Source organism: Mesorhizobium sp. B2-4-18, from assembly GCF_006441385.1.
Taxonomy (GTDB): domain Bacteria; phylum Pseudomonadota; class Alphaproteobacteria; order Rhizobiales; family Rhizobiaceae; genus Mesorhizobium; species Mesorhizobium australicum.
This window is the reverse complement of record NZ_VFUW01000013.1, coordinates 25,844-46,574: the sequence shown is the minus strand read 5'-3', so window position 1 is coordinate 46,574 and position 20,731 is coordinate 25,844. Positions and strand designations below refer to the sequence as shown.

The following is a 20,731-nucleotide window of genomic DNA, read 5'->3' as shown; positions in this document are numbered from 1 at the left end:
GTCAGTGTCCCTTCTTCTCGGCGTCGGCCTGTTCGAAGACCTTGCGGGCGATGCCGATCGCGGTGCTTGCCGGCGGCCATCCTGCATAGAAGGCAAGATGCGTGATGGCCTCGATGAGCTCGTCCGGTGTCACCCCATTCTCGAGCGCCCGCTTCATGTGGAAGGGCATCTCGTTGATCCGGTATCCCGAGACCAGGCTGGCGACGGTGACGAGGCTGCGGTCGCGCGGCGAGAGGCCGGGGCGTTTCCAGACGTCGCCGAAAAGCACCTCGTCGGTATAGGTGCCGAGTGCTGGAGCGATGTCGGAAAACGGGCTTTTGGGAGGCGCTGGGGCATGGGTCATGAGGATCTCCTTCTTGTGTCGTCGGTGGGCGAGGCCTGGTGGTCAAATCCCGTATTGTTCGTCGGTGACATGCTCCATCCAGTCGACGACCTTGCCGTCGAGCGCTTCGGTAATGGCGATATGGCTCATCGCCGTTGTCGGCGACGCCCCATGCCAATGCTTTTCGCCCGGCGCGAACCAGATGATGTCGCCGGGACGGATCTGTTGGATCGGCCCACCTTCGCATTGCACCAGACCGGCGCCCGACAGAACGATAAGCGTCTGGCCGAGCGGGTGCGTGTGCCAGGCCGTGCGCGCGCCGGGCTCGAAGGTCACGGTAGCCCCGCCGACGCGCGCGGGGCCGCTGCCCTTGAAGGATGCATCGATGCGCACCGTCCCGGTGAAATATTCGGCGGGCCCCTTCGCCGAGGGCTGCGAGCCGCTTCGTGTGATCTCCACGTTTTCCGTCCTTTCGTGATGCCGGGAGGACATTGCCGCCAGGCCAGGAGCACCGGCTTGTTCGGCCGATTGCGTTCTATTTAGGGGCTGCGATGATCATGAGTAGTTGCTATATCCGGCATGTACTTATGAGAGAAATTCATCAATGCCACGCGACAATCTGAATGAGTTGACCGCCTTCCTCGCCGTCGCGCGCGAAAAGAGCTTCACCAGGGCGGCGGCCAAGCTTGGCGTATCCCAATCGGCGCTCAGCCATGCCTTGCGCACGTTGGAAGAGCGGCTGGGCGTACGGCTTTTGACTCGCACCACGCGCAGTGTCTCGCCGACCGAAGCCGGCGAACGCCTGGCCCGCACCGTCGGACCGAGGCTCGACGAGATCGAGAGTGAGCTCGCCGCCTTGAGCGCATTGCGAGAAAAGCCCGCCGGGACCATCCGCATCACCGCCGGCGAACATTCGGCCGACACGGTCCTGTGGCCGGCCATTGCCCGGCTGTTGCCGCAATATCCCGACATCCGGGTCGAGATCGTCGTCGACTACGGCCTGACCGACATCGTCGCCGGGCGTTATGACGCCGGCGTACGGCTGGGCGAACAGGTGGCGCGAGACATGATCGCGGTGCGCATCGGGCCGGACATGCGCATGGCGGTGGTCGGATCTCCGGCCTATTTCGCAAGCCGGCCGAAGCCGCGCACGCCGCAGGACCTGACCGATCACAATTGCATCAACCTGCGCCTGCCGACCCATGGCGGGCTCTATGCCTGGGAATTCGAGAAGGCCGGACGCGAGCTGAAGGTGCGCGTCGACGGCCAGTTGATCTTCAACACGGCGGGGCTGCGCATGAATGCCGTGTTGGCCGGCGTCGGCCTCGCCTATCTCCCGGAGGATCAAGTGACGGCGCATCTCGCCGATGGCCGCTTGTTGCGGCTCATGGCCGACTGGTGCCCGCCGTTTCCCGGCTATCACCTCTACTATCCCAGCCGCCGCCAGGCGACGCCCGCCTTTACGCTGCTGGTCGATGCGCTGCGTTATCGCGGCTAGCCTACGGGTCCAGGAACCAATTCAGCCGGACAGCGTTCACGGTGGTTAAATGGAACCTTGCGCATGACGGACCTGTCGAACAGTTCGACACTCGATCTATCCCATCAAATCCTCGATAATCTTCCTGTCGCCATCTACACGACCGATAGCGAAGGCAGGATCACCTATTTCAACCGGGCCGCGGCCGATTTTGCCGGGCGCGAGCCCGAGCTCGGAAAAGACCAGTGGTGCGTAACGCACAAGCTGTTCACGACCGACGGGCAGGTCTTGCCGCACGACCAATGCCCGATGGCCATTGCGTTGCGGGAGAACCGGCCGGTCAGAAACCAGTCGGCCATCTCGCAGCGTCCCGACGGCACGCGCGTGCCCTTCCTTCCCTATCCCACGCCGCTCCATGACGACCAAGGCAGGCTGGTCGGGGCCGTCAACATGCTGTTCGACCTCACCGACCGGCATCTTGCCGACGAGGCCAGGCATCATCTGTCGGCCATCGTGGAATCCTCCTTCGATGCAATCGTCAGCAAGGATTTGAACGGCGTCATCAAGAGCTGGAACTCAGGCGCCCAGCGCCTGTTCGGCTACACCGCCGACGAAGCGGTCGGCAGGTCCGTGACGATGCTGATACCCGATGACCACCTGGACGAGGAGCCGCGCATATTGGAGCGCATCCGCAAAGGCGAGCGGGTCGAGACCTACGAGACCATCCGCCGCCGCAAGGACGGCAGCCTAGTGCCCGTATCCCTGACGATCTCGCCCGTACGCAATGCCGTCGGCCGGATCATCGGCGCCTCCAAGATCGCCCGCGACATCTCGATAGCCAAGGAGAGCGAATATCGCATCCGCATGCTGATGCGCGAGGTCAACCATCGGGTCAAGAACCAGTATTCCGTCATCATCTCTATGATCCGCGAGACCAGCAAGAGGTCCTCGACACCGGCGGAGTTCGAACGCCAGGTGCGCGAGCGCATCATGGCGCTGTCGCTCTCGCACGACCTGCTGGTGTCCGGCGACTGGCGAGGCGCGACGATTTTCGAGCTGCTCCTGGCACAAGCCAAACCGTTCGGCAACGAGGAACGGATTTCCATGGCTGGCCCTTCCCTGACGCTGAACCCCAATGCCGTCCAGTATCTCGGCATCGCCTTTCATGAACTGGCGACCAACTCCGCCAAATATGGCGTGCTTTCGGCCGCCGAGGGAACGATATCGGTGCAATGGAAGGTGAGCCAGGCAGGCGCCCTGAAACGGTTCCAGCTGATCTGGAAAGAGCGCGATGGTCCTCAGGTGCAGAACATCGGCCATGGCGGTTTCGGCACCGTCGTGCTCCAGCGCGTCGCTCCAGCAGCTGTAAGTGGCACCGGCGTTCTCGAATATGACAGCCACGGCGTTACCTGGACCCTTGAAGCCCCCTTGTCACAGCTCGAAGCCTCGGTCGACAGCGAGCACGTCGACCCACAGGCGATCGACGAGGTGATCGGTGGACCGGAATTCGAAGTCCTTCCCTGATGCCGCACTCGCATTCCGGTATCGCCGCTCTATGTCTTCCCCGAACAAGCATTTCTCGCCGTCCGGAACAGTCGTGGAAGACATGCGGTTGGCAAAGCACCGGAGCATGCTATGACCGATGAAGATCTTGCCAATAGCTATCGTGGTTACATCGCCTGCCTCAACGCCCAGGACTGGCGGAGCCTAGACCGCTTCGTACACCAGGAGGTGCACTACAATGGCGACCGGGTCGGCCTGTCGGGTTACCGCGACATGCTGGAGCGGGATTTTCGCGAAATTCCCGATCTCTATTTCGACATCCAGCTGCTGATCGCCGATACGCCTTTCATAGCGAGCCGCCTTCAATTCAACTGCACGCCAAAGGAAACTTTTCTCGGCCTGCCGGTCAACGGCAGGAAAGTGTCCTTCAGCGAGAACGTCTTCTACGAGTTTCTCGACGGCAGGATCAGGCACGTCTGGTCGGTGATCGACAAGGCGGCGATCGAAGCGCAGCTGTAGGCCGGCCCCTTTCTCAGCTTTCGAGGGGCCAAGACCGTTCGTAAAAATCGATCATTCTAACGAAAATAATTCGTTGGAAAGATTAGTCTTGGAATGAACATTTCTCCGGCGTACTCGCACGGAGAATTGTATTGTCGTCCCTGACTCCCATCGCAAACGGTATTCCGAAAGGCCTGATTTCCGCCGATCTGGCCCAAGGTCGCAAGCGCCTCGATTTCGTGGGGAACGGCATCATTCCCGGCATCGTGCTGGTGGCGATGATCACGGCCGTCGCCTTCTCGGCCCGCAATGTCTCCGGTTTTGCCCTGTTCAGCCCGATGATCCTGGCCGTCGTCGCCGGCATGGTCTATTCCAACGTGCTCGGCACACCGGTGCACGCGAAGGCGGGCATCGCCTTTTCGCAAAAGCGCCTGCTGCGCTTCGCCATCGTGCTGCTCGGCTTCCAGCTGACGCTTGGCCAGGTCGTCTCGATCGGCGCCGGCGGCGTCGGCATCGTCGCACTGACCCTTGGCGCCACCTTCGTCTTCACCATCACGCTCGGCCGGCTGATCGGCGTCGACGCCAAGCTCACCCAGTTGATCGCCGCCGGCACCTCGATCTGCGGTGCCTCGGCGATCGTCGCCACCAACATCGTCACCGATGCGCGCGACGAGGACGTCACCTATGCCGTCGCCTCGATCACCTTGTTCGGCACCATCGCCATGCTCGGCTTCCCGCTGCTGGCGCCGCTGCTCGGCCTCGACCAGCACGCCTTCGGACTGTGGGCCGGGGCCTCCATCCATGAGGTGGCGCAAGTCATCGGCGCCGGTTTCCAGAACGGCACCCAATCCGGCGAGATCGCCACCGTCGCCAAGCTGACCCGCGTCGCCATGCTTGCGCCGATGATCATCGCGCTCGGCCTGATGGCACGCCGCAAAAGTGACGACCAGTCGGCTGCACGCCCGCCCATGCCGTGGTTCGTCGTCGCCTTTGTCGCCGTCGTGGCATTGAACAGCCTGGTTACGATACCAGCCGAAGTGAAGCAGGCGGTAGTGCTGGCCACCACCATCATGCTCACCATGGGGCTGGCCGCCATGGGCCTGCAGGCGGACATTTCGCAACTGCGCTCGCGCGGCCTGCGCCCGCTGGCGCTCGCCTTCTGCGCCTTCCTGTTCATCGGCGGCTTCAGCCTGATGCTGGTGAAGGTCTCAGGGTAACTAATCCTGGAACGAGCTCGCCGCGACATAGATCGCCGCCAGCGCCTCGATGCCAGCCTGATCGGCATTGTCGAAGCGGCCGGGCAGCGGGCTGTCGAGATCGAGCACGCCGAAAACGCCCTCCTCGTCCTCGAGCAGCACGACCAGTTCGGAGCGCGAGGCTGCGTCGCAGGCGATATGGCCGGGGAAATCATGCACGTCCTTGATCAGCATCGAGGTGCCGAGCTCGACCGCCGTTCCGCATACGCCCTGGCCGACGGCGATGCGCACGCAGGCCGGCTTGCCCTGGAAGGGCCCCAGCACCAATTCCTCGTCCGATGCCAGGAAATAGAAGCCGGCCCAGTTGAGGTCGGGCACCATCTGGAAGATCAGCGCCGCGGTGTTGGCGGCGTTGGCGATCGAATCGTGCTCGCCCTCGAGCAGCGCCTTCAATTGCTTGGCAAGGTCGCGGTAGAACGCGGCCTTGTCTGAGATATCGATGGCCTGGGCCGCGAACATGATTTGTCTCCAAACTGGGAATCGCGGTTCCGTTTCCGCAAACCCTGCACCAAACGACCACCGGACCATCCTAGGCAATTCCAGGAAAATGCGAAACGGTTTTCCGTTCGAAATTCTGTCCGTTGGCGCCTTGGCGCTATCTCCATTCCCGGCGCAAGATTTGATTCCGGCGGGAGAAAAATTTCAAAAGTATTATTTCGAAGCGCGGTCTCCTGACGCCGACAAGGAGGCCAAATTATTCGAAAGATTGAATTTTTCCTTCCGGGCGCCTATTTATCGAGAAGTTCATTTTCACGATTTCACGCGCGAAGGAGATTTCTTCAATGGCCGACGGCAATCAGACGATCATGCAAAAAGCTGAAGCCCGCTTTGTCGACAAGCAGAAGAAAACCGCGGAGCGCAACAAGGCAACCGCCGAATACATGTCCGAGGCGAGGGCCAGGGAGATCAAGACGGCAAGGCTGAGGGAATTGCGCCTGGCCAAGGAAGAAGCCGATCGCGTGGCGGAAGCGCTGAACCCGGCGCCGAAAAAGAAGCGTGTGGCCAAGAAGGCATAGAGTCACTCCAAGGACGTGAGCGGTCTCCCGCTGGGCTTGCACCGAGTCAAGGAATGCGGCGGCTCAAGCCACGTCTGACGTTCCAGCCATGCAATGATCCTGCCGACCAAGGGCAAGAGCGTCCAGCTCCACACCGCGGCGCGTTCCCTTTCACCTGCCTTTCGGCCTCGAAGATGCGAAACGTCGCGGCCGCGCGCGAAATAGCGGATGGTACCGAGGAACCCTGATCTGGCCATTTTCCTCTTGATCGGTCCCCCGATCTGGCCTAGCCTTCAAGTTGAGAAAAGGTTTTTCCAGACAGTCCCGATGGGGTTCGGCCGTTAGCCGGGCTTTATTCCGGCCGGTAAGGGAAAACCTTTTTCCAAACCAAGGATTTCTGCCGCGATGGCATCGGACGACCAGCCAGTTCCGGTCTTTCCCAAACCCGTCACCTTGCGCGACGTGGCCGCGCGGGCCGGCGTCAGCGTTGCCACTGCATCCAAGGCACTCAATGATCAGGGGCGCATGACCGCCGAGACCCGCGAGCGCATTCGCGAGACGGCGCGCAACCTGGGCTTCCGGCCTAACAGCCTGGCGCAGAGCCTGCTGAGGCGCCGCTCATTTACTGTCGGCCTGCTCACCAACGACACCTATGGCCGTTTTTCGCTGCCGCTGATGTCGGGCATTTCGGATGCGCTGGTCGATGCCGGCGTCTCGGTGTTCCTGTGCAATGTCGAGGAGGATCCCCGGCTCGGCCAGCTCCATGTCGAGGCCATGCTGGACAAGCGCGTCGACGGCATCATCGCCACCGGCAAGCGCATCGACCGCCATCTGCCGATCGATCTCGCCAATTTGCGCATCCCCGTGATCTACGCCTTCACTCAGCCCGATCCCGACGCCGTCGCCTTCGTTTCCGACGATGCCGGCGGGGCGCGGCTGGCCGTCGACCATTTCTGCCGGCTCGGCCGCAAGCGCATCGCCCATGTCACCGGCCCGGCCAGTTTTGCCGTGGTGCATGAACGGGCGCAGGCCTATCGCGCCGCGCTGATCGAGAACGGCCTGTCCGTCATCGAACCCCTGCTCGGCGCCTGGTCGGAAGCCTGGGGGCATGAGGCGGTGACGACCCTTTTCGATGGCGGGGGAGAAAAGCCGGACGCCGTCTTCTGCGGCAACGACCAGATCGCGCGCGGCGTCATCGATGCTCTGCGCGAGCGTGGCTTGAGCGTTCCCGGCGATGTTGGCGTCATCGGCTTCGACAATTGGGAGATCGTGGCCGAGGCGACCCGCCCGCCGCTGACCTCGGTCGACATGAACCTGACAGCACTAGGCCGCGAGGCCGGGCTGACCCTGCTTTCCCTGGTCGGCGGCAAGCCCGCCGCGCCGGGCATCAGAAAACTGCCGTGCCGGCTGGTGGTGCGGCAGTCCTGCGGCCGCCTGCCCGACGGCTGAAAAGACGGCTGAGAAACGAAGCGCCGCGATCGGCGGCAAGCCGCGCATCGCGGCCAAATGAGGAGGAGGAGAACATGAGGACTTTGATTGCCAAACTGGCCCCGACCAAATTGGCCCTGACCAAATTGACGTTGACGGCTGCCGTTCTGGGTTGCGGCCTGCAATTTGCCGCCGCCGAAACCGCCAACATCTGGGTACGCGCCGACGGCTCGAACTTCATGCCGAGGATCGTCGACGCCTTCAACAAGGCGAACAAGGACCAGGTCAAGCTCGACATCATCCCCAATGCCGAGATCATCCCGAAATATGGCGCGGCCGCCGCCGGCGGCACGGCGCCCGACGCGCTGTCGCTCGACCTGATCTACACGCCCTCCTTCGCCGCCGCCGGCCAGTTGGAGGACATCACCGACTGGGCGAAATCGCTCCCCTATTTCGCCAGCCTGTCGCCCGCGCATGTGAAGACCGGCACCTACAAGGACCGCATTTACGGCCTGCCCTTCTCGGCCGACGCCTCGGTGCTGATCTGGAACAAGAAGCTGTTCAAGCAGGCAGGCCTCGACCCTGAAAAAGGCCCGGCCAACTGGGCCGAGATCGAAGCCGACGCCGAGAAGGTCAACGCTCTTGGCGGCAACATCAAGGGCTTCTACTTCTCCGGCAATTGCGGTGGCTGCAACATCTTCACCTTCACGCCGCTGATCTGGGCCTCGGGCGGCGACATCCTGTCGGAGGACGGCTCCAAGGCGACGCTGGACAGCCCGCAATTGCGCGGCGCCATCGATCTCTACCGCTCGATGGTCAAGAAGGATTTGGTGCCGGCGGGCGCGCAGACCGACACCGGCGCCAATTTCTTTGCCGCCTTCGCCGCCGGCAATATCGGCATCTCGCCCTCCGGCGCCTTCGCCATCGGCGCGCTCAACACGCAATATCCTGATGTCGACTACGGCGTCACCTTCCTGCCGGGCAAGGATGGCAACTGGTCGTCCTTTGCCGGCGGCGACAATTTCGTCGTCACCAAGGGCACCAAGAAACTCGCCGTGGTGAAGGAGTTCCTGGACTTCGCCTATTCGCTCGAAGGCCAGACGATCCTCGCCAAATACGGCAGCCTGCCGGTGCGCGGCGACATCGCCAAGGACGCGCTGAAGGAGCTCGACCCGCGCTACCAGATTGCCGCCGAGGCGATGGCCAAGGGCAAGACGCCGTATTCGGTGGTGTTCAACGACCTGATCAACTCCGCCAACGGCCCATGGACGCAGATGATCAACGAGGTGTTCTTCGGCGACGACGTCGATGGGGCCATAGCAAACGCGCAGGAGACCATGCAGTCGATCATCGACCAGGCGCCGCAGAAGTAGCGGCGCCTCCACCTCCCCTTGAGGGGAGGTCGGACCGCAGGTCCGGGTGGGGTCGTCTCGGCAGTGCTCGACGTTCCTTGATGTCGGCGCGCTTGGCGGAGGACCCCACCCCCGGCCTTCGGCCGGACCCTCCCCTCGAGGAGGAGGGGACGCAGCGCCAGGGAAACAGCCATGACCACCATCACCGCAACCACCGCCCCACCCCGCCTCCGCAAACGCGTTGGCGCCGGGCGCCGGCAATGGATTGGCCTGCTCTATGTGGCGCCGGCGGTGGCGCTGGTCATGCTGTTCTTCGTCATTCCGCTCGGCATGACGGCCTGGATGTCGCTGCACAACTGGCCCTTGATGGGCGAGCACTCCTTCATCGGCCTCGGCAATTACTGGGCAATCCTGCGCGACACCAGGTTCTGGAACGCGCTGAGATTCACCGGCTACTACACGCTGATCGTCACCATCGCGATCTTCGCCGTCGCCTTTCCGCTGGCGATCTTCATCGAGCGGCCGCGCCCGTTCACCAACCTCTACCGCACCATGTTCTTCATGCCGGCGGTGGTCGGCTTTGCCTCGGCGAGCCTTTTGTGGTCGTGGCTGCTCAACGTCGATTCAGGCCTGTTCAGCCCCGCCGCTTACGATCTCGGCCTGATCGACAAGAAGTTCAACCTGCTCGCCACCTTCCAACCGGCCTTCTGGTCGATCATCGCCATGGTGGTGTGGAAGGTCGCTGGCTTCACCATGATCATCCTGATGACCGGCCTGCAGTCGATCCCGCAGGATCTGCAGGAGGCCGCCGTCATCGACGGCGCCGGGCCGTTCGCCAGGTTCCGGGCGATCACCTTGCCGCTGATGCGCCGCACCCTGGCGCTGGCGCTGATCCTGTCGGTCGCGGGCTCCATCCTTGCCTTCGACCAGTTCTACATCATCCTGCGCGGCGGCCCGCGCAACCAGACGCTGACGGCGGTGTACTGGATCTTCAACCAGTCCTTCGTCTCGTTCAAGCTCGGCTATGGCGCGGCACTCTCGATGGTGCTGCTGGTCATCCTGGTGGCGCTCAGCCTCGTCCAGCTCTGGTTGCTGCGCAAACCCGAGGGGCTCGACTGATGGCGCAGGCGATATCGGGCACAGGCAAGCTTGCCGCGCGCTTGGCCAGGCATTCCACCGGCATCGTCGCCTCGGTGCTGTTCGTGGCGCCGATCGTGTGGACGGTGCTGTCGGCCTTCAAGCCGGCACAGGAGGCGCGCCTGCCGCCGCTGCCGCCCTGGCCGACGACGGGCTTCTCGCTGGAGAACTATCAAACGCTGAACAGTTTCGGCGACGGCCTGTGGGCCTCGGCGCAGAACAGCATCTATGTCTCGGTGATGACGGTCATGCTGTCGGTCATCGTCAGCGTGCTCGCCGGCTACGGTTTTTCGCGGTTTCGGTTCCCGTTCAAGGACTTGTTCTTCGTCCTCATCCTGTCGACGATCATGATCCCGTTCCAGTCGATCCTGACGCCGATCTTCCTGGTGCTGACCAAGCTTGGCCTGCACAACACGCTGACCGGCCTGGTCGGCGTCTATGTGACGCTGCAGCTGCCGTTCTCGATCTTCATGATGCGCAACGCCTTCGATGCGGTGCCGCGCGAGATCGAGGAGGCCGCGCGCATGGACGGCGCCGGCAACGCCACCATGCTCATAAAGGTCATGCTGCCGCTGGTCTGGCCTGGTGTCGTCACCATCGCGCTGTTTGCCTTCCTCGGCGCCTGGAACGAATTCCTCGCTGCCCTGGTGCTGATGACCGACCAGTCCAAGTTCACGCTGCCGGTGATGATGACCGCACTTCAGTCCGGCCGCTTCGGCGCCATCGACTGGGGCGCGGTGCAGGCGGGCGTCACCGTGATGATGGTGCCGTGCCTGATCCTGTTCCTGGCTTTGCAGCGCTTCTACATCCGCGGCCTGATGGCCGGGGCCGTCAAATAGAGCATGATCCCGAAAAGTGGGAACCGGTTTTCGGAAAGATCATGCTCCAACAAAGAGATAGACGTCAGATCGAATGGAGTGAGTTCATGACCGCATCGCCATCCCCCCGGCACGCCACCCCAAATAAATCGCAGGAGACGGGCAAGCCGAAGCTCGCCTTCCGCCCGCTGCCGGTGCCGCAGGTCGACGTGCGCGGCTTCTGGGGTGACCGCGCCGAGGCGGTTGCCACGCGCACCGCCGACATCCTTTACGACCGCTGCGTGGCGGCGCGCATGCTGGAGCAGATCGATCCGGACCAGCCCTCGCCAGGCGTCGTCATTCCGTTCCACTCGCCCTCGCCCGACGAGGCGGCCTCCGCCGGCTTCACCGGCTCGACGGTGACCACGCAGATGTTCTGGGATTCCGATCTCGGCAAGACGATCGAGACCGCGGCCTATTCGCTCTACCGGCGTAAGAATCCCGAACTTGAGAAGAAGATCGACGCCGTCATCGACATGTATGGCAGGCTGCAGCAGGAGGACGGCTATCTCTCCAGCTGGTACCAGCGCATCCAGCCGGGCAAGCGCTGGACCAATCTGCGCGACTGCCATGAGCTTTATTGCGCCGGCCACCTCATCGAGGGCGCGGTCGCCTACTACCAGGCGACGGGCAAGCGCAAGCTGCTCGAGATCATGTGCCGCTATGCCGACCACATCGCTTCGGTGCTGGGGCCCGAGCCCGGCAAGAAAAAGGGCTATTGCGGCCATGAGGAGATCGAGCTGGCGCTGGTCAAGCTGGCGCGGGTGACGGGCGAACAAAAGTACATGGAATTGGCCAAATACTTCATCGACCAGCGCGGGCAGCAGCCGCACTATTTCGACGAGGAGGCGCGCGCCCGTGGCGCCGACCCGAAGGCTTATCATTTCAAGACCTACGAATACAGCCAGTCGCACATACCGGTGCGCGAGCAGGACAAGGTCGTCGGCCACGCGGTGCGGGCCATGTACCTTTATTCGGGGATGGCCGACATCGCGACCGAATATGGCGACGACACGTTGCGGGTAGCGCTCGACCGGCTGTGGGACGACCTCACCACCAAGAACCTCTACATCACCGGCGGGCTCGGCCCCTCGGCGCACAATGAGGGCTTCACCAGCGACTACGACCTGCCCAACGAAACCGCCTATGCCGAGACCTGTGCATCGGTCGGGCTGGTGTTCTGGGCGAGCCGCATGCTCGGCATGGGTCCGAACGCCCGCTACGCCGACATGATGGAGCGCGCGCTCTACAATGGTTCCATTTCCGGCCTGTCGCTCGACGGCTCGCTGTTCTTCTACGAGAACCCGCTGGAAAGCCGGGGCAAGCATAACAGATGGAAATGGCACCGCTGCCCTTGCTGCCCGCCAAATATCGGGCGCATGGTCGCCTCGATCGGCAGCTATTTCTACAGCCTGGCGGACGACGCGCTGGCGGTTCATCTCTATGGCGACTCCACCGCCCGCTTCGACATTGCAGGCACACCGGTCACGCTGACGCAGGCGAGCCGCTATCCCTGGGATGGTGCCGTCGAGATTACCGTTGAGCCGCAGGCGCCGGTAGAGTTCACGCTGCACCTGCGTGTGCCGGCCTGGAGCGGCAACGCCGGCCTGGCCGTCAATGGCGAGACGGTCGACCTCGAGGATTTGACCAGTGACGGCTACGCCGCGATCCGGCGCAGGTGGCAGAAGGGCGACCGTGTCCGGCTCGATCTCGAAATGCCGATCGAGCGGCTCTATGCCAATCCCGAGGTGAGGCAGGATGCCGGCCGCGTCGCACTGTCGCGCGGGCCGCTGATCTACTGCGTCGAGGCGACCGACAATGACAATCGCCTGCATCGCCTGACCCTGCCGCGCACGGCCGGCATCGAGGCGCATGACGAACCGGATCTGCTCGGCGGTGTGGTGACGCTTTCAGCCACGGCACAAGCCGATGCCGGGGATGGCTGGCAGGACGGCCTTTATCGCGCCGATCCGCCGGCCAGGGTCGAGACGCGCCTGACCGCCATCCCCTATTTCGCCTGGGACAACCGCGAGCCCGGCGAGATGCTGGTTTGGCTGCGGGATGGTTGATACCGGCGGCAACGCCGTGGGGCGGCCGGTTATGTCCGGCTTGACTGGGCGGCGGCGGTCAGCGGCTTTTTCGGCGCTGCTTTCGCGGCGCTGCCGTCAATATGCGCCCAGGCCGGCCGCTCGAACAGGAACATGCCGAAGCCGATGCGCTGCACGATGAAGTAGAGCACGATGGGACTGATGATCGAGACCAGCAGCACCGCCAGGCTGAGCAAGCCCGTGTCGGTCAGCAGGCCGCTTGCCAGCGCCGCGCCGCGGAACAGCGACATCGGAATGGTGAAGGCGACATAGACGACCAGGGAATGTTCGCCCAGCCAGCGCAGCCATTCCATGGCGGGAAATTTCGACAGGAAACCGCCAAGCACGCAAAGCGCCACGGCACCGGCGACGGCCAGGACGAGATGCAGCGGCGGCCATGCCGCCAGGCCCATCTGCATGCCGACCGGCTGCATGGCATAACCTGGCGAATAGACCAGCAGGCCATTGACGACAGCCCACAGGACGAGCCCGGCGACAGCCACAGCCGGGCGGGCCTGCGTCCATTCGACGAGCCGGAACACCAGCGGCGCCATGACGAAGCCGACGTAGAAAAAGACGAAATAGGCCGCGAATTGTTCGACCGCGTAGCTGTCGGGATGCGGCGCCCACATCTGCAGGCCGGCCGCGATCGGGATGACGATCCAGGCGGGCACGGCACACTGCCGCAGCAGTTTCGCGGCAAGACCGAACACCGCCAGCATGTAGATGAACCACAGGACGCCATAGGGCTGGACGACGGCCATTGCCAGGTCGTGCAGCATGCCGGCGGGATCCCGGCTGAAGATGCCGATCTTCAGCCCGATCGAGATGATCGCCCACAGCACGTAGAAATAGAGGTAATGGACGACGCGCCGGTCGATATAGCGCAGCCACGGCCGGTCGATCACCTGCGACAGGAACAGCCCCGAGATCAGGAAGAATTCCGGCATCCGAAACGGCGTCGCGAAGCCGATGACATAGTGGAGAAAGCCGACGCCGCCTGTATACTCGCCGGTATTGTAGGCCGAGTACATCATGACCACGAGGATGATCGAGAGACCTTTGGCCGTGTCCACCCAGGGCATGCGCATCGGGCTGCTGTTCATGGCGGCGAATCCAAACCGGCCGGCCCGGCTGGCCAGCCATCATCCCGCAATGTCTAGCACCATCAAGCTTCCCAGATCGTAAACGCGGCTGTCTTGCGGTGAGGCTGGCAGGTCCGCGGGCCGCCGTGTTGAAGCCGTTGGCAATCATCTGCCGTCCGCGCTGCCCCTCGCCTGCCTGCCGGCATCATCTCCCCGTAAACGGGGCGAGGGACGCCGTTCTCGCCGATTTCGCCAATCGCCGGCGTTGCGGAAAGAGCGTCGGCCTCGCGGTAGCCCTCTCGCCCCGTTTACGGGGAGATGTCCGGCAGGACAGTGAGGGGCAGCGCCGACCGTGACCTTTATGCGCAATGAACGATTACTTTCGGGACTTGGATTTGTTCAAAGCCACCGCCGCGCGTACCAGCGCCTTGAAGGCCTCCTGGTCGACCTCCTCGCCTTTCTGGAAATCGATGGCGCGCCGTGTGTTGCCTTCGAGGCTGGAATTGAACAGGCGCGCGGGATCGGGCAGCGCGGCACCTTTGGCGAAGGTCAGCTTGACGACCGCCTTGTAGGTCTCGCCGGTGCAGATCATGCCGGCATCCTCCCACACCGGCACGCCGCGCCATTTCCACGTCTCGACCACGTCGGGATCGGCTTGATGGATCAGCGTGCGCAGCCGCCCCAGCATCTCGCCGCGCCAGTCGCCCAAGTCCTTGATCCTGCCGTCGATCAGCTCGGAGGGAGATTTGCTGTCCTGGGTGGTCGTCATGCCGTTTCTCCTTCGAATGCTAGATAGGGCACTCACATGCGCTCGCCAGGCAAGAGGCTCGCCTGCTTCACCCAGGCGCTGAACTGCGCTTCGTCGAACGCGTCGTCCTCATGAATGTTGAGGTAGCGCGTGTCCTGGCTCCTGGATTCGCCCGGCGGCACCGGATCCAGCGACATGCCGCGAAAGAAGGCCACCTTGATGTATCTGGTGAAGCAATGGAAGCTGAGGAACCAGCCTTCGCCCTCGACGCCGTAGAAAGGCGAGTTCCATTTCACCGCCTTGTTCACCCCGGGCACGGCGCGCTCGATGAGCGCGTCGAGCCGCCCGCCCATCTCGCGCTTCCAGCCCGGCATTGCCGCGATATAGGCCTGCACCGGAGCGTCGCCATAATCCTTGGCGATCTGCGGGTTGCCGCCGGAAAGCAGCTTCGGCTCAGCCTTGGCCGGGTCGCCTTGGCCATGCGCTTTCCTCCTATCCATTGGCCCGCTGTGCGCTGCGTCCTTTCGCGACATAGGGCAGCACGAACATATAGAGGCCGCTGAACAGCATAAGGAAGAGCGGCGGCAGTGGCGAATAGACCACCCAGGCCGGCGGCTGTCCAAACGCCATGGTGACGAAATTGGCGACGACGGTCGCCGTGAAGATGATCGACAGCCAGCGATGCGCTTGCCGCATCCATTTGCTCCAGTCCAATTCTGCCTCCTCTTGCGCTATGCGTTGAAACCCGGCGCCCTACCAGCGCGCCAGTTCGGTGATCTGGATGAGATTACCGCAGCCATCCTCCAACTTGGCGATGGTCGAGCCGGTCACGTCGGTAGGCGCCATGGCAAAGGCGCCGCCATTCGCCTTGATGCGCTCATGGTCGCCCTTGATGTCGTCGGTGAAGAGCATCAGCGCCGGCTGGCCCTGCTTGAAGATCGCCTGCTGGTAGGCCTTTGCCGCCGGGTTGTCGTTCAGCGCCAGCTGCAATTCGGTGCCGTCGGGCTCTTCGGCCGAGACGACCGTCAGCCAACGGAACGGCCCATTGCTGAAATCGGCTTTTTTGGTGAAGCCCAGCACGCCGGTGTAGAAGGCAAGCGCCTTTTCCTGATCGTCGACATAGATGCTGGTCAGTTTGATCTTCATCGCTTTTTCTCCATGATTTTGCTGGCGGGAAACCCGCCCTCTAATATTTCTGTGTGGCTTTCAGTTCGGCCGAGAGGCCTCAGTCCGTCCGCGCCAGAAGCTCTTCCAGCTTTTCCAGGAATTGCGGCCAACCCACCTTGGCGCCGCCATAGGCCCGCTTCTGGTCGGGCCGGAAACCGGCCTGCTCCATGCGCAAATGGGTTCCCGTTGGCGTCGGGGTGAGCGTGAAAGTCACCACGCTCCTGAGATCGAACGCTGGGTCCTGATGCGCGAGGTTCCAGCTGTAGGACAACCTCTTGTGCGGCTCGACGGCAAGCACCTCGCAGTCCAGCACGCCGCCCCAGTCGGCGCTGATGTTGAAGCGATGGCCGACGGCGGGTTTGAAATCGCTCTTCATCAGCCACTCCTCGATCAGATGCGGTTGCGTCAGCGCGCGCCAGAGTTTTTCGGGCGGATGGGAGATTTCCCGCTCGACGACGACAGTGCGGGTTTGCTCTGCACTGTCGTTCACTGGTCCATCCTTTTGAGCAAATCCTCGAGGTCGTCGAACCGGCTTTCCCAGAACCCCGCCATATGGCGTGTCCAGTCCATCAGCGGCGCCAGCGCGGCAAGCTGGGCGCTGTAATGCGTCTGGCGGCCTTGATGGCGGTCGCGCACCAGCCCGGCCTGCTTCAGCACGCCGAGATGCTTCGACACCGCCGGCTGCGAGACGCCGGACTGGCTGGTCAGCGCCCCAACCGTCTGCTCTCCCTGGCGGCACAGCCGCTCGAAAATCGCCCGCCGTGTCGGGTCGGCGAGCGTCCTGAAGAGCATGTCATGAGCGTCTGGCATTTCTAATCGATAACCCGTTGGCTATTGGTTGACGTATAACCACAGGGATATATGTTCGTCAAGCGGAAGATTGCAGCGTCCTGACACGGTGGTGCTATATGGGGCCGTGGCTGCGACCGATCTCGCGCGCCACCAGTTCCTGCAGTTGCCACAGATTGCGGTCGCGTATGCCGCAGGCGTCGAGATGGCGGATGGTCTCGAACAGATATTGCGCGCCCGAGCCCCAATGGCCGACGGCGTTCACCAGCGTCGCCGCGACCGCGGGCTTGTCCAGTTTGCCGGCATAGCGCGGGTTGGCGGGATCCACGACGAAGCCGAGCGCCAGGCACGGCCCGCTTTCGGTGCTGACCCGCAGCCAGCGCGGCACGTTGACGGCGGGCAGGATGGTCATTTCGCGGCGCAGCAGCGCTTCCAGATTGGCGGCTACCGGTTCGGCGATCTCGAACACCATGCCCTGGCACTGGCCGCCACGGTCGAGCGCCATCATCAAGCCGGGCTGCTCGAGCGTGCCGCGAAAGCGCTGCACCGTGAAGCAGAACGACCGGTGCCAGCCCCGCGCCACCGCCCGCTCGCCGCCCCTCACCTCGCCCGCCGGCTTCCACAACAATGAGCCATAGGCGAACAGTTTCAGCGGTCCGGTCGGTGCCGAGGCCAGGATCTCGTCGCGAAACCGCGCATAGTCGTCATCGGTCATCGGGATCATGCCCGGCACCGGCCCGGCATCCTCGACCGCGCGCAAGGTGCGCGCCACCAGCGCCTCGGTCAGCGCCATCGGCGACTTGCGTGGCGGTGATTTGCGCGGTGCGGCGGAAATCGGCTTGCTCATTGTCGTGCCTCGGCCATAGCAGCCATGTTGCTGAAGGCTTGGGGATTCTCAAGAGCCAGAACCGTTCGAAACCTGGAATCCGCACCTGAGCCATCCCGTGCAGCAGCTTGATCGGATTCGACAAATTCGGGCGGCGTTCGGCGTGCCTATGACACCAGCGGCATCGGCAGCTTGAGCCCGTCGATCAGCGCATCGCGGAACAGCGCGATGGGGCGCCCTAGCCGCCCGGCAGGCGGGCGGTGCAGCAGCCAGCCGCGGACTTGCGGCTTGAAGTCGGGGCAGTCGATCACCTCGACGGCATCGCGCCAGCGACTGTCGGCGAAGGCGCCCGGCGTGACGATGCCGATGCCATGGCCGCGCGCCACCAGCGACATTCTGAGATCGACGCTGAGCGCTTCGACGCCGACCTGGAAAGGCAGCCTCGCGGCCTCGAAGCTCTGGCGGATGAAGGCGCGAAAACCGCAGCCGTTTTCGTTCATCACCCAGGCAAAGCGCGATAGATCGGCAAGCTTCGCCTGCTTCGGCACGCGAAGGCCGGGAGACGCGACCAGCAGCACCGATTGTACGCCGAGATCGTCGCGGGCCAGTTCGTCCGGTGGCGCCAGGCCTTCGGCGAGGCACACCGCCACCGCGTCGACCTCGCTGCGCGCCACCTGCTCGACCAGCCTTGGCGACCAGCCCGAAGTGATGCGCAGCGTCAATTGCGGGAAGGCGGCGCGCAGGCCATCGAGCGGCAGCGCCAGCGCCGCATCCGAGAGATAGGGCATGATGCCCAGGCGGAATTCGCCCCTGACCTCGCCTTGCGGCGACACGCCTGCCTTCAGATCCTCCAGCGAACGCAGCACGCGCCGGCCATGCTCATAAGCTTCGCGTCCCGAGGCGGTCGGCTTCAGCGGCTTCGACTGGCGGTCGAGCAATGCTGTCGCCAGCCCATCCTCGAGGTTCTGGATGCGGCGCGTGACCCCCGGCTGGGTGAGATTGAGCCTGGCCGAGGCGCCGACGATCGAGCCAGTTTCCACCACGGCGACGAAAGCTTCGAGATCGTGGATGTTCATGCATATCTCGCATAATCATTATCGATTAGATTGAATTGTAGCATGATAAAGCTTCGGCATAAAGTCCTTACAGGATATGCCACTTCATTGAGGACTTCATGCTCGATACCAATGACGGCCAACTGGCCGGACGGCTGCCGGCTCGAACCATCACCGGCCCGCAGACGCTGCTTTTTGCAGCCTCTACCGGCATTATCGTCACCAATCTGTTCGCGCCGCAGACACTGGTCGGCCTGATCGGCCCGTCGCTCGGCGCCGGCGCAGCGAGCGTCGGTCTGGTCGCCATGGCGACGCTGCTCGGCTATGCCGCCGGCCTGTTCTTCTTGGTGCCGATGGCCGATCTCGGCGAAAACCGCACCCTGATCCTGCGCATGCTGGGCGCGGCGGCTCTTGCGGCCGGCATCGCCGCGCTGGCGCCCACCATCGCCTCGCTGCTGATCGTCCTGTTCGTGCTCGGCGCCGCCTGTTCGGCGATCCAGATACTGGTGCCAATCGCCGCCTCGATGGCGCCGCCCGGCGAGGCCGGCCGCGTCATCGGCGATGTGATGAGCGGACTGATGATCGGCATCCTGCTCGCACGGCCGCTGGCCAGCCTCGTCGCCGATGCCTGGGGCTGGCGCGCCTTCTATGGCCTCAGCGCCGCCGCCCTGACGCTGCTCGCCATCGTGCTCGCCTTCACCCTGCCGCGACGGCGGCCGGAGGTGAAATCGTCCTATGGCGCGCTGATTGCTTCACTGTTCCATCTGCTGCGCCAAGAGCCGGTGCTGCGGCGCCGCGCCTTGACCGCGGCGCTGGTGATGGCGGCGTTCAGTCTGTTCTGGACGGCGGTGGCCCTGCGCCTGGCGCAGCCGCCTTTCGGCCTCGGGCAACGCGGCATCGCGCTTTTCGCGCTCGTCGGCGCCGGCGGCGCCGTGGTTACGCCGCTGTTCGGTCGCGCCGGCGACCGTGGCTGGACGCGGGCGGCGACGATCTTCTGCCATCTCCTGCTGATCGGCGCGCTGGTGCTGGCGGCCTGGGCCGGCTCCTTTCAGTCCGGCGCGTCATGGACACCGCTCGCGCTGATGGGCGTCAGCGCCGTGCTGCTCGACATCGGCGTCACCGGCGACCAGACGCTCGGCCGCCGCGCCATCAACCTGCTGCGTCCCGAGGCGCGCGGCCGCCTCAACGGCCTGTTCGTCGGCATCTTCTTCATCGGCGGCGCCATCGGCTCCTTGCTGGCCGGCATCGGCTGGACCCTGGGCGGCTGGCCCTGTCTCTGCGCCATCGGCGCCGCCTTTGGTCTCGCTGCCCTGCTGGTCGACTGGACCGGCGGGCCCGAATGACCGCTGGCCGGAACGACATTGCCTCATAAGCGTTGTCGGCGGGGAGGAAGTCATGAACGATGCGCCGGCAACGCCCGTCGGCAGGCCGCTTTCGCCTGGCGAGCTGGTCACCGTGATGTCCCATTTCCATCGCGCCGAGATCGCCCGCATGGCGGGCTGGCGCGACCGCCTCGACCGCACCAGCAATTGGGCGATCACCGTTGTCGCGGCGATGCTGTCGGTGTCGCTGTCGACGGCCAGTGCCCATCACGGCGTGCTGCTGTTCGCCATGCTGCTGGTGCTGCTCTTGTTGTGGATCGAGGCGCGCCGCTACCGCTTCTTCGATGTCTATCGCGCCCGCGTGCGCCAGTTCGAGCGCCATTATTTCGCGCAGATCTTCTCGCCGCAGCCCGACTTTGCCTCCGACTGGCTGCTGATCCTCGGCGAGAGCCTGCGCACGCCAAAATTCCTGGTCTCGCAGCGCGTGGCGCTGGCGCGCCGCTTGCGCCGCAACTACCTGCACATGATGCTGATCCTGCTGCTCGCCTGGATCCTCAAACTGTCGACCCCGAGCCTGATTGACCAAGGCGTGCCGGTCGGCTTTGTCGGCACGATGCGCGAAGCTGTCGGCGCCGCGGCGCTCGGTCCCATTCCGGGCGTAGTCATCGTCGCCGTGGTTGCCCTCCTCTATGCCGTCCTGCTGGCAGCCGCCTTCCTGACACCGGGCGACGACGGCGAACTCTCCTTCGGCGACGTCCACGTCTGAGTTCGATACCTCGTGATGGATGGCTGCAACGCAAACCCCGGCCGCGCGTTGTGATGGTCAG

General features: G+C 63.9%; 24 protein-coding genes. 12 read left to right on the top strand and 12 right to left on the bottom strand.

Annotated features, from left to right (window positions below; all coding sequences use genetic code 11):
- Position 1: 1 nt before the first annotated feature.
- Positions 2–343, bottom strand: a complete 342-nt coding sequence (locus FJ527_RS25710) for a carboxymuconolactone decarboxylase family protein (protein WP_140824335.1) — start codon at positions 341–343, stop codon at positions 2–4.
- Positions 344–385: 42 nt separating this feature from the next.
- On the bottom strand, positions 386–781 hold the full coding sequence (locus tag FJ527_RS25705) for a cupin domain-containing protein (RefSeq protein WP_140824334.1): 396 nt from the start codon (positions 779–781) through the stop codon (positions 386–388).
- Between the two features lie 145 nt (positions 782–926).
- Here FJ527_RS25705 and FJ527_RS25700 point away from each other — a divergent pair, with 145 nt between their 5' ends.
- The 4 genes from FJ527_RS25700 (at position 927) to FJ527_RS25685 (ending at position 5,017) form a co-directional block, all read left to right on the top strand.
- The gene (locus FJ527_RS25700) at positions 927–1,820 is read left to right on the top strand and encodes a LysR family transcriptional regulator (RefSeq protein ID WP_140824333.1); all 894 of its coding nucleotides are present in this window, start codon (positions 927–929) and stop codon (positions 1,818–1,820) included.
- A gap of 63 nt (positions 1,821–1,883) precedes the next feature.
- Positions 1,884–3,323, top strand: a complete 1,440-nt coding sequence (locus tag FJ527_RS25695; RefSeq protein ID WP_140824332.1) for a PAS domain S-box protein — start codon at positions 1,884–1,886, stop codon at positions 3,321–3,323.
- A 111-nt stretch (positions 3,324–3,434) separates the two neighbouring features.
- A complete protein-coding gene (locus tag FJ527_RS25690; RefSeq protein WP_015316775.1) occupies positions 3,435–3,821 on the top strand; it encodes an ester cyclase in 387 nt (128 codons plus the stop codon).
- 131 nt (positions 3,822–3,952) lie between these two features.
- Positions 3,953–5,017 carry a YeiH family protein gene (locus tag FJ527_RS25685; RefSeq protein ID WP_140824331.1) on the top strand — a complete coding sequence of 355 codons (1,065 nt, stop codon included), beginning with the start codon at positions 3,953–3,955 and terminating at the stop codon, positions 5,015–5,017.
- Here the strand turns inward: FJ527_RS25685 and FJ527_RS25680 are convergent, their stop codons facing one another.
- The gene (locus FJ527_RS25680; RefSeq protein WP_140824330.1) at positions 5,018–5,515 is read right to left on the bottom strand and encodes a GAF domain-containing protein; all 498 of its coding nucleotides are present in this window, start codon (positions 5,513–5,515) and stop codon (positions 5,018–5,020) included. It abuts the gene before it with no gap.
- A 323-nt stretch (positions 5,516–5,838) separates the two neighbouring features.
- Between FJ527_RS25680 and FJ527_RS25670 the strand changes: the two genes are divergently transcribed.
- From FJ527_RS25670 to FJ527_RS25645, 6 genes are all read left to right on the top strand, one after another.
- Positions 5,839–6,072, top strand: a complete 234-nt coding sequence (locus FJ527_RS25670; RefSeq protein WP_015316770.1) for a hypothetical protein — start codon at positions 5,839–5,841, stop codon at positions 6,070–6,072.
- Positions 6,073–6,456: 384 nt separating this feature from the next.
- Positions 6,457–7,500 carry a LacI family DNA-binding transcriptional regulator gene (locus tag FJ527_RS25665; protein ID WP_140824328.1) on the top strand — a complete coding sequence of 348 codons (1,044 nt, stop codon included), beginning with the start codon at positions 6,457–6,459 and terminating at the stop codon, positions 7,498–7,500.
- Positions 7,501–7,574: 74 nt separating this feature from the next.
- On the top strand, positions 7,575–8,852 hold the full coding sequence (locus FJ527_RS25660) for a sugar ABC transporter substrate-binding protein (protein WP_140716548.1): 1,278 nt from the start codon (positions 7,575–7,577) through the stop codon (positions 8,850–8,852).
- Between the two features lie 171 nt (positions 8,853–9,023).
- Complete coding sequence (locus FJ527_RS25655; RefSeq protein WP_015316767.1) at positions 9,024–9,950, top strand: sugar ABC transporter permease; 927 nt, start codon at positions 9,024–9,026, stop codon at positions 9,948–9,950.
- On the top strand, positions 9,950–10,807 hold the full coding sequence (locus FJ527_RS25650; RefSeq protein WP_140617877.1) for a carbohydrate ABC transporter permease: 858 nt from the start codon (positions 9,950–9,952) through the stop codon (positions 10,805–10,807). Before FJ527_RS25655 ends, FJ527_RS25650 begins: the two co-directional genes overlap by 1 nt.
- 86 nt (positions 10,808–10,893) lie before the next feature.
- Positions 10,894–12,894, top strand: coding sequence for a glycoside hydrolase family 127 protein (locus FJ527_RS25645; protein WP_140824327.1), 2,001 nt, complete (start codon positions 10,894–10,896; stop codon positions 12,892–12,894).
- Between the two features lie 29 nt (positions 12,895–12,923).
- Here FJ527_RS25645 and FJ527_RS25640 read toward each other — a convergent pair whose 3' ends face one another.
- The 9 genes from FJ527_RS25640 to FJ527_RS25600 form a co-directional block, all read right to left on the bottom strand.
- Positions 12,924–14,018, bottom strand: a complete 1,095-nt coding sequence (locus tag FJ527_RS25640) for an acyltransferase family protein (protein ID WP_140824326.1) — start codon at positions 14,016–14,018, stop codon at positions 12,924–12,926.
- Between the two features lie 355 nt (positions 14,019–14,373).
- On the bottom strand, positions 14,374–14,766 hold the full coding sequence (locus FJ527_RS25635) for a DUF1801 domain-containing protein (RefSeq protein WP_140824325.1): 393 nt from the start codon (positions 14,764–14,766) through the stop codon (positions 14,374–14,376).
- A gap of 32 nt (positions 14,767–14,798) precedes the next feature.
- Positions 14,799–15,245 carry a DUF1801 domain-containing protein gene (locus FJ527_RS25630; RefSeq protein ID WP_140824324.1) on the bottom strand — a complete coding sequence of 149 codons (447 nt, stop codon included), beginning with the start codon at positions 15,243–15,245 and terminating at the stop codon, positions 14,799–14,801.
- Positions 15,238–15,459, bottom strand: a complete 222-nt coding sequence (locus FJ527_RS25625; protein WP_015316761.1) for a hypothetical protein — start codon at positions 15,457–15,459, stop codon at positions 15,238–15,240. Before FJ527_RS25625 ends, FJ527_RS25630 begins: the two co-directional genes overlap by 8 nt.
- Positions 15,460–15,498: 39 nt before the next feature.
- Positions 15,499–15,891, bottom strand: coding sequence for a VOC family protein (locus tag FJ527_RS25620; protein WP_015316760.1), 393 nt, complete (start codon positions 15,889–15,891; stop codon positions 15,499–15,501).
- Between the two features lie 79 nt (positions 15,892–15,970).
- A complete protein-coding gene (locus FJ527_RS25615; protein WP_140824323.1) occupies positions 15,971–16,402 on the bottom strand; it encodes an SRPBCC domain-containing protein in 432 nt (143 codons plus the stop codon).
- Complete coding sequence (locus FJ527_RS25610) at positions 16,399–16,722, bottom strand: metalloregulator ArsR/SmtB family transcription factor (protein ID WP_140824322.1); 324 nt, start codon at positions 16,720–16,722, stop codon at positions 16,399–16,401. Before FJ527_RS25610 ends, FJ527_RS25615 begins: the two co-directional genes overlap by 4 nt.
- Positions 16,723–16,816: 94 nt before the next feature.
- A complete protein-coding gene (locus FJ527_RS25605; protein ID WP_140824321.1) occupies positions 16,817–17,548 on the bottom strand; it encodes a gamma-glutamylcyclotransferase in 732 nt (243 codons plus the stop codon).
- Between the two features lie 146 nt (positions 17,549–17,694).
- Complete coding sequence (locus FJ527_RS25600) at positions 17,695–18,603, bottom strand: LysR family transcriptional regulator (protein WP_140824320.1); 909 nt, start codon at positions 18,601–18,603, stop codon at positions 17,695–17,697.
- Positions 18,604–18,701: 98 nt separating this feature from the next.
- On the opposite strand from FJ527_RS25600, the gene FJ527_RS25595 reads away from it, so the two are divergent.
- Together FJ527_RS25595 and FJ527_RS25590 are read left to right on the top strand one after the other, a co-directional pair.
- On the top strand, positions 18,702–19,925 hold the full coding sequence (locus FJ527_RS25595) for an MFS transporter (RefSeq protein ID WP_140824319.1): 1,224 nt from the start codon (positions 18,702–18,704) through the stop codon (positions 19,923–19,925).
- A gap of 52 nt (positions 19,926–19,977) precedes the next feature.
- Positions 19,978–20,670, top strand: coding sequence for a DUF2270 domain-containing protein (locus FJ527_RS25590; RefSeq protein WP_140724925.1), 693 nt, complete (start codon positions 19,978–19,980; stop codon positions 20,668–20,670).
- Positions 20,671–20,731 lie beyond the last annotated feature (61 nt).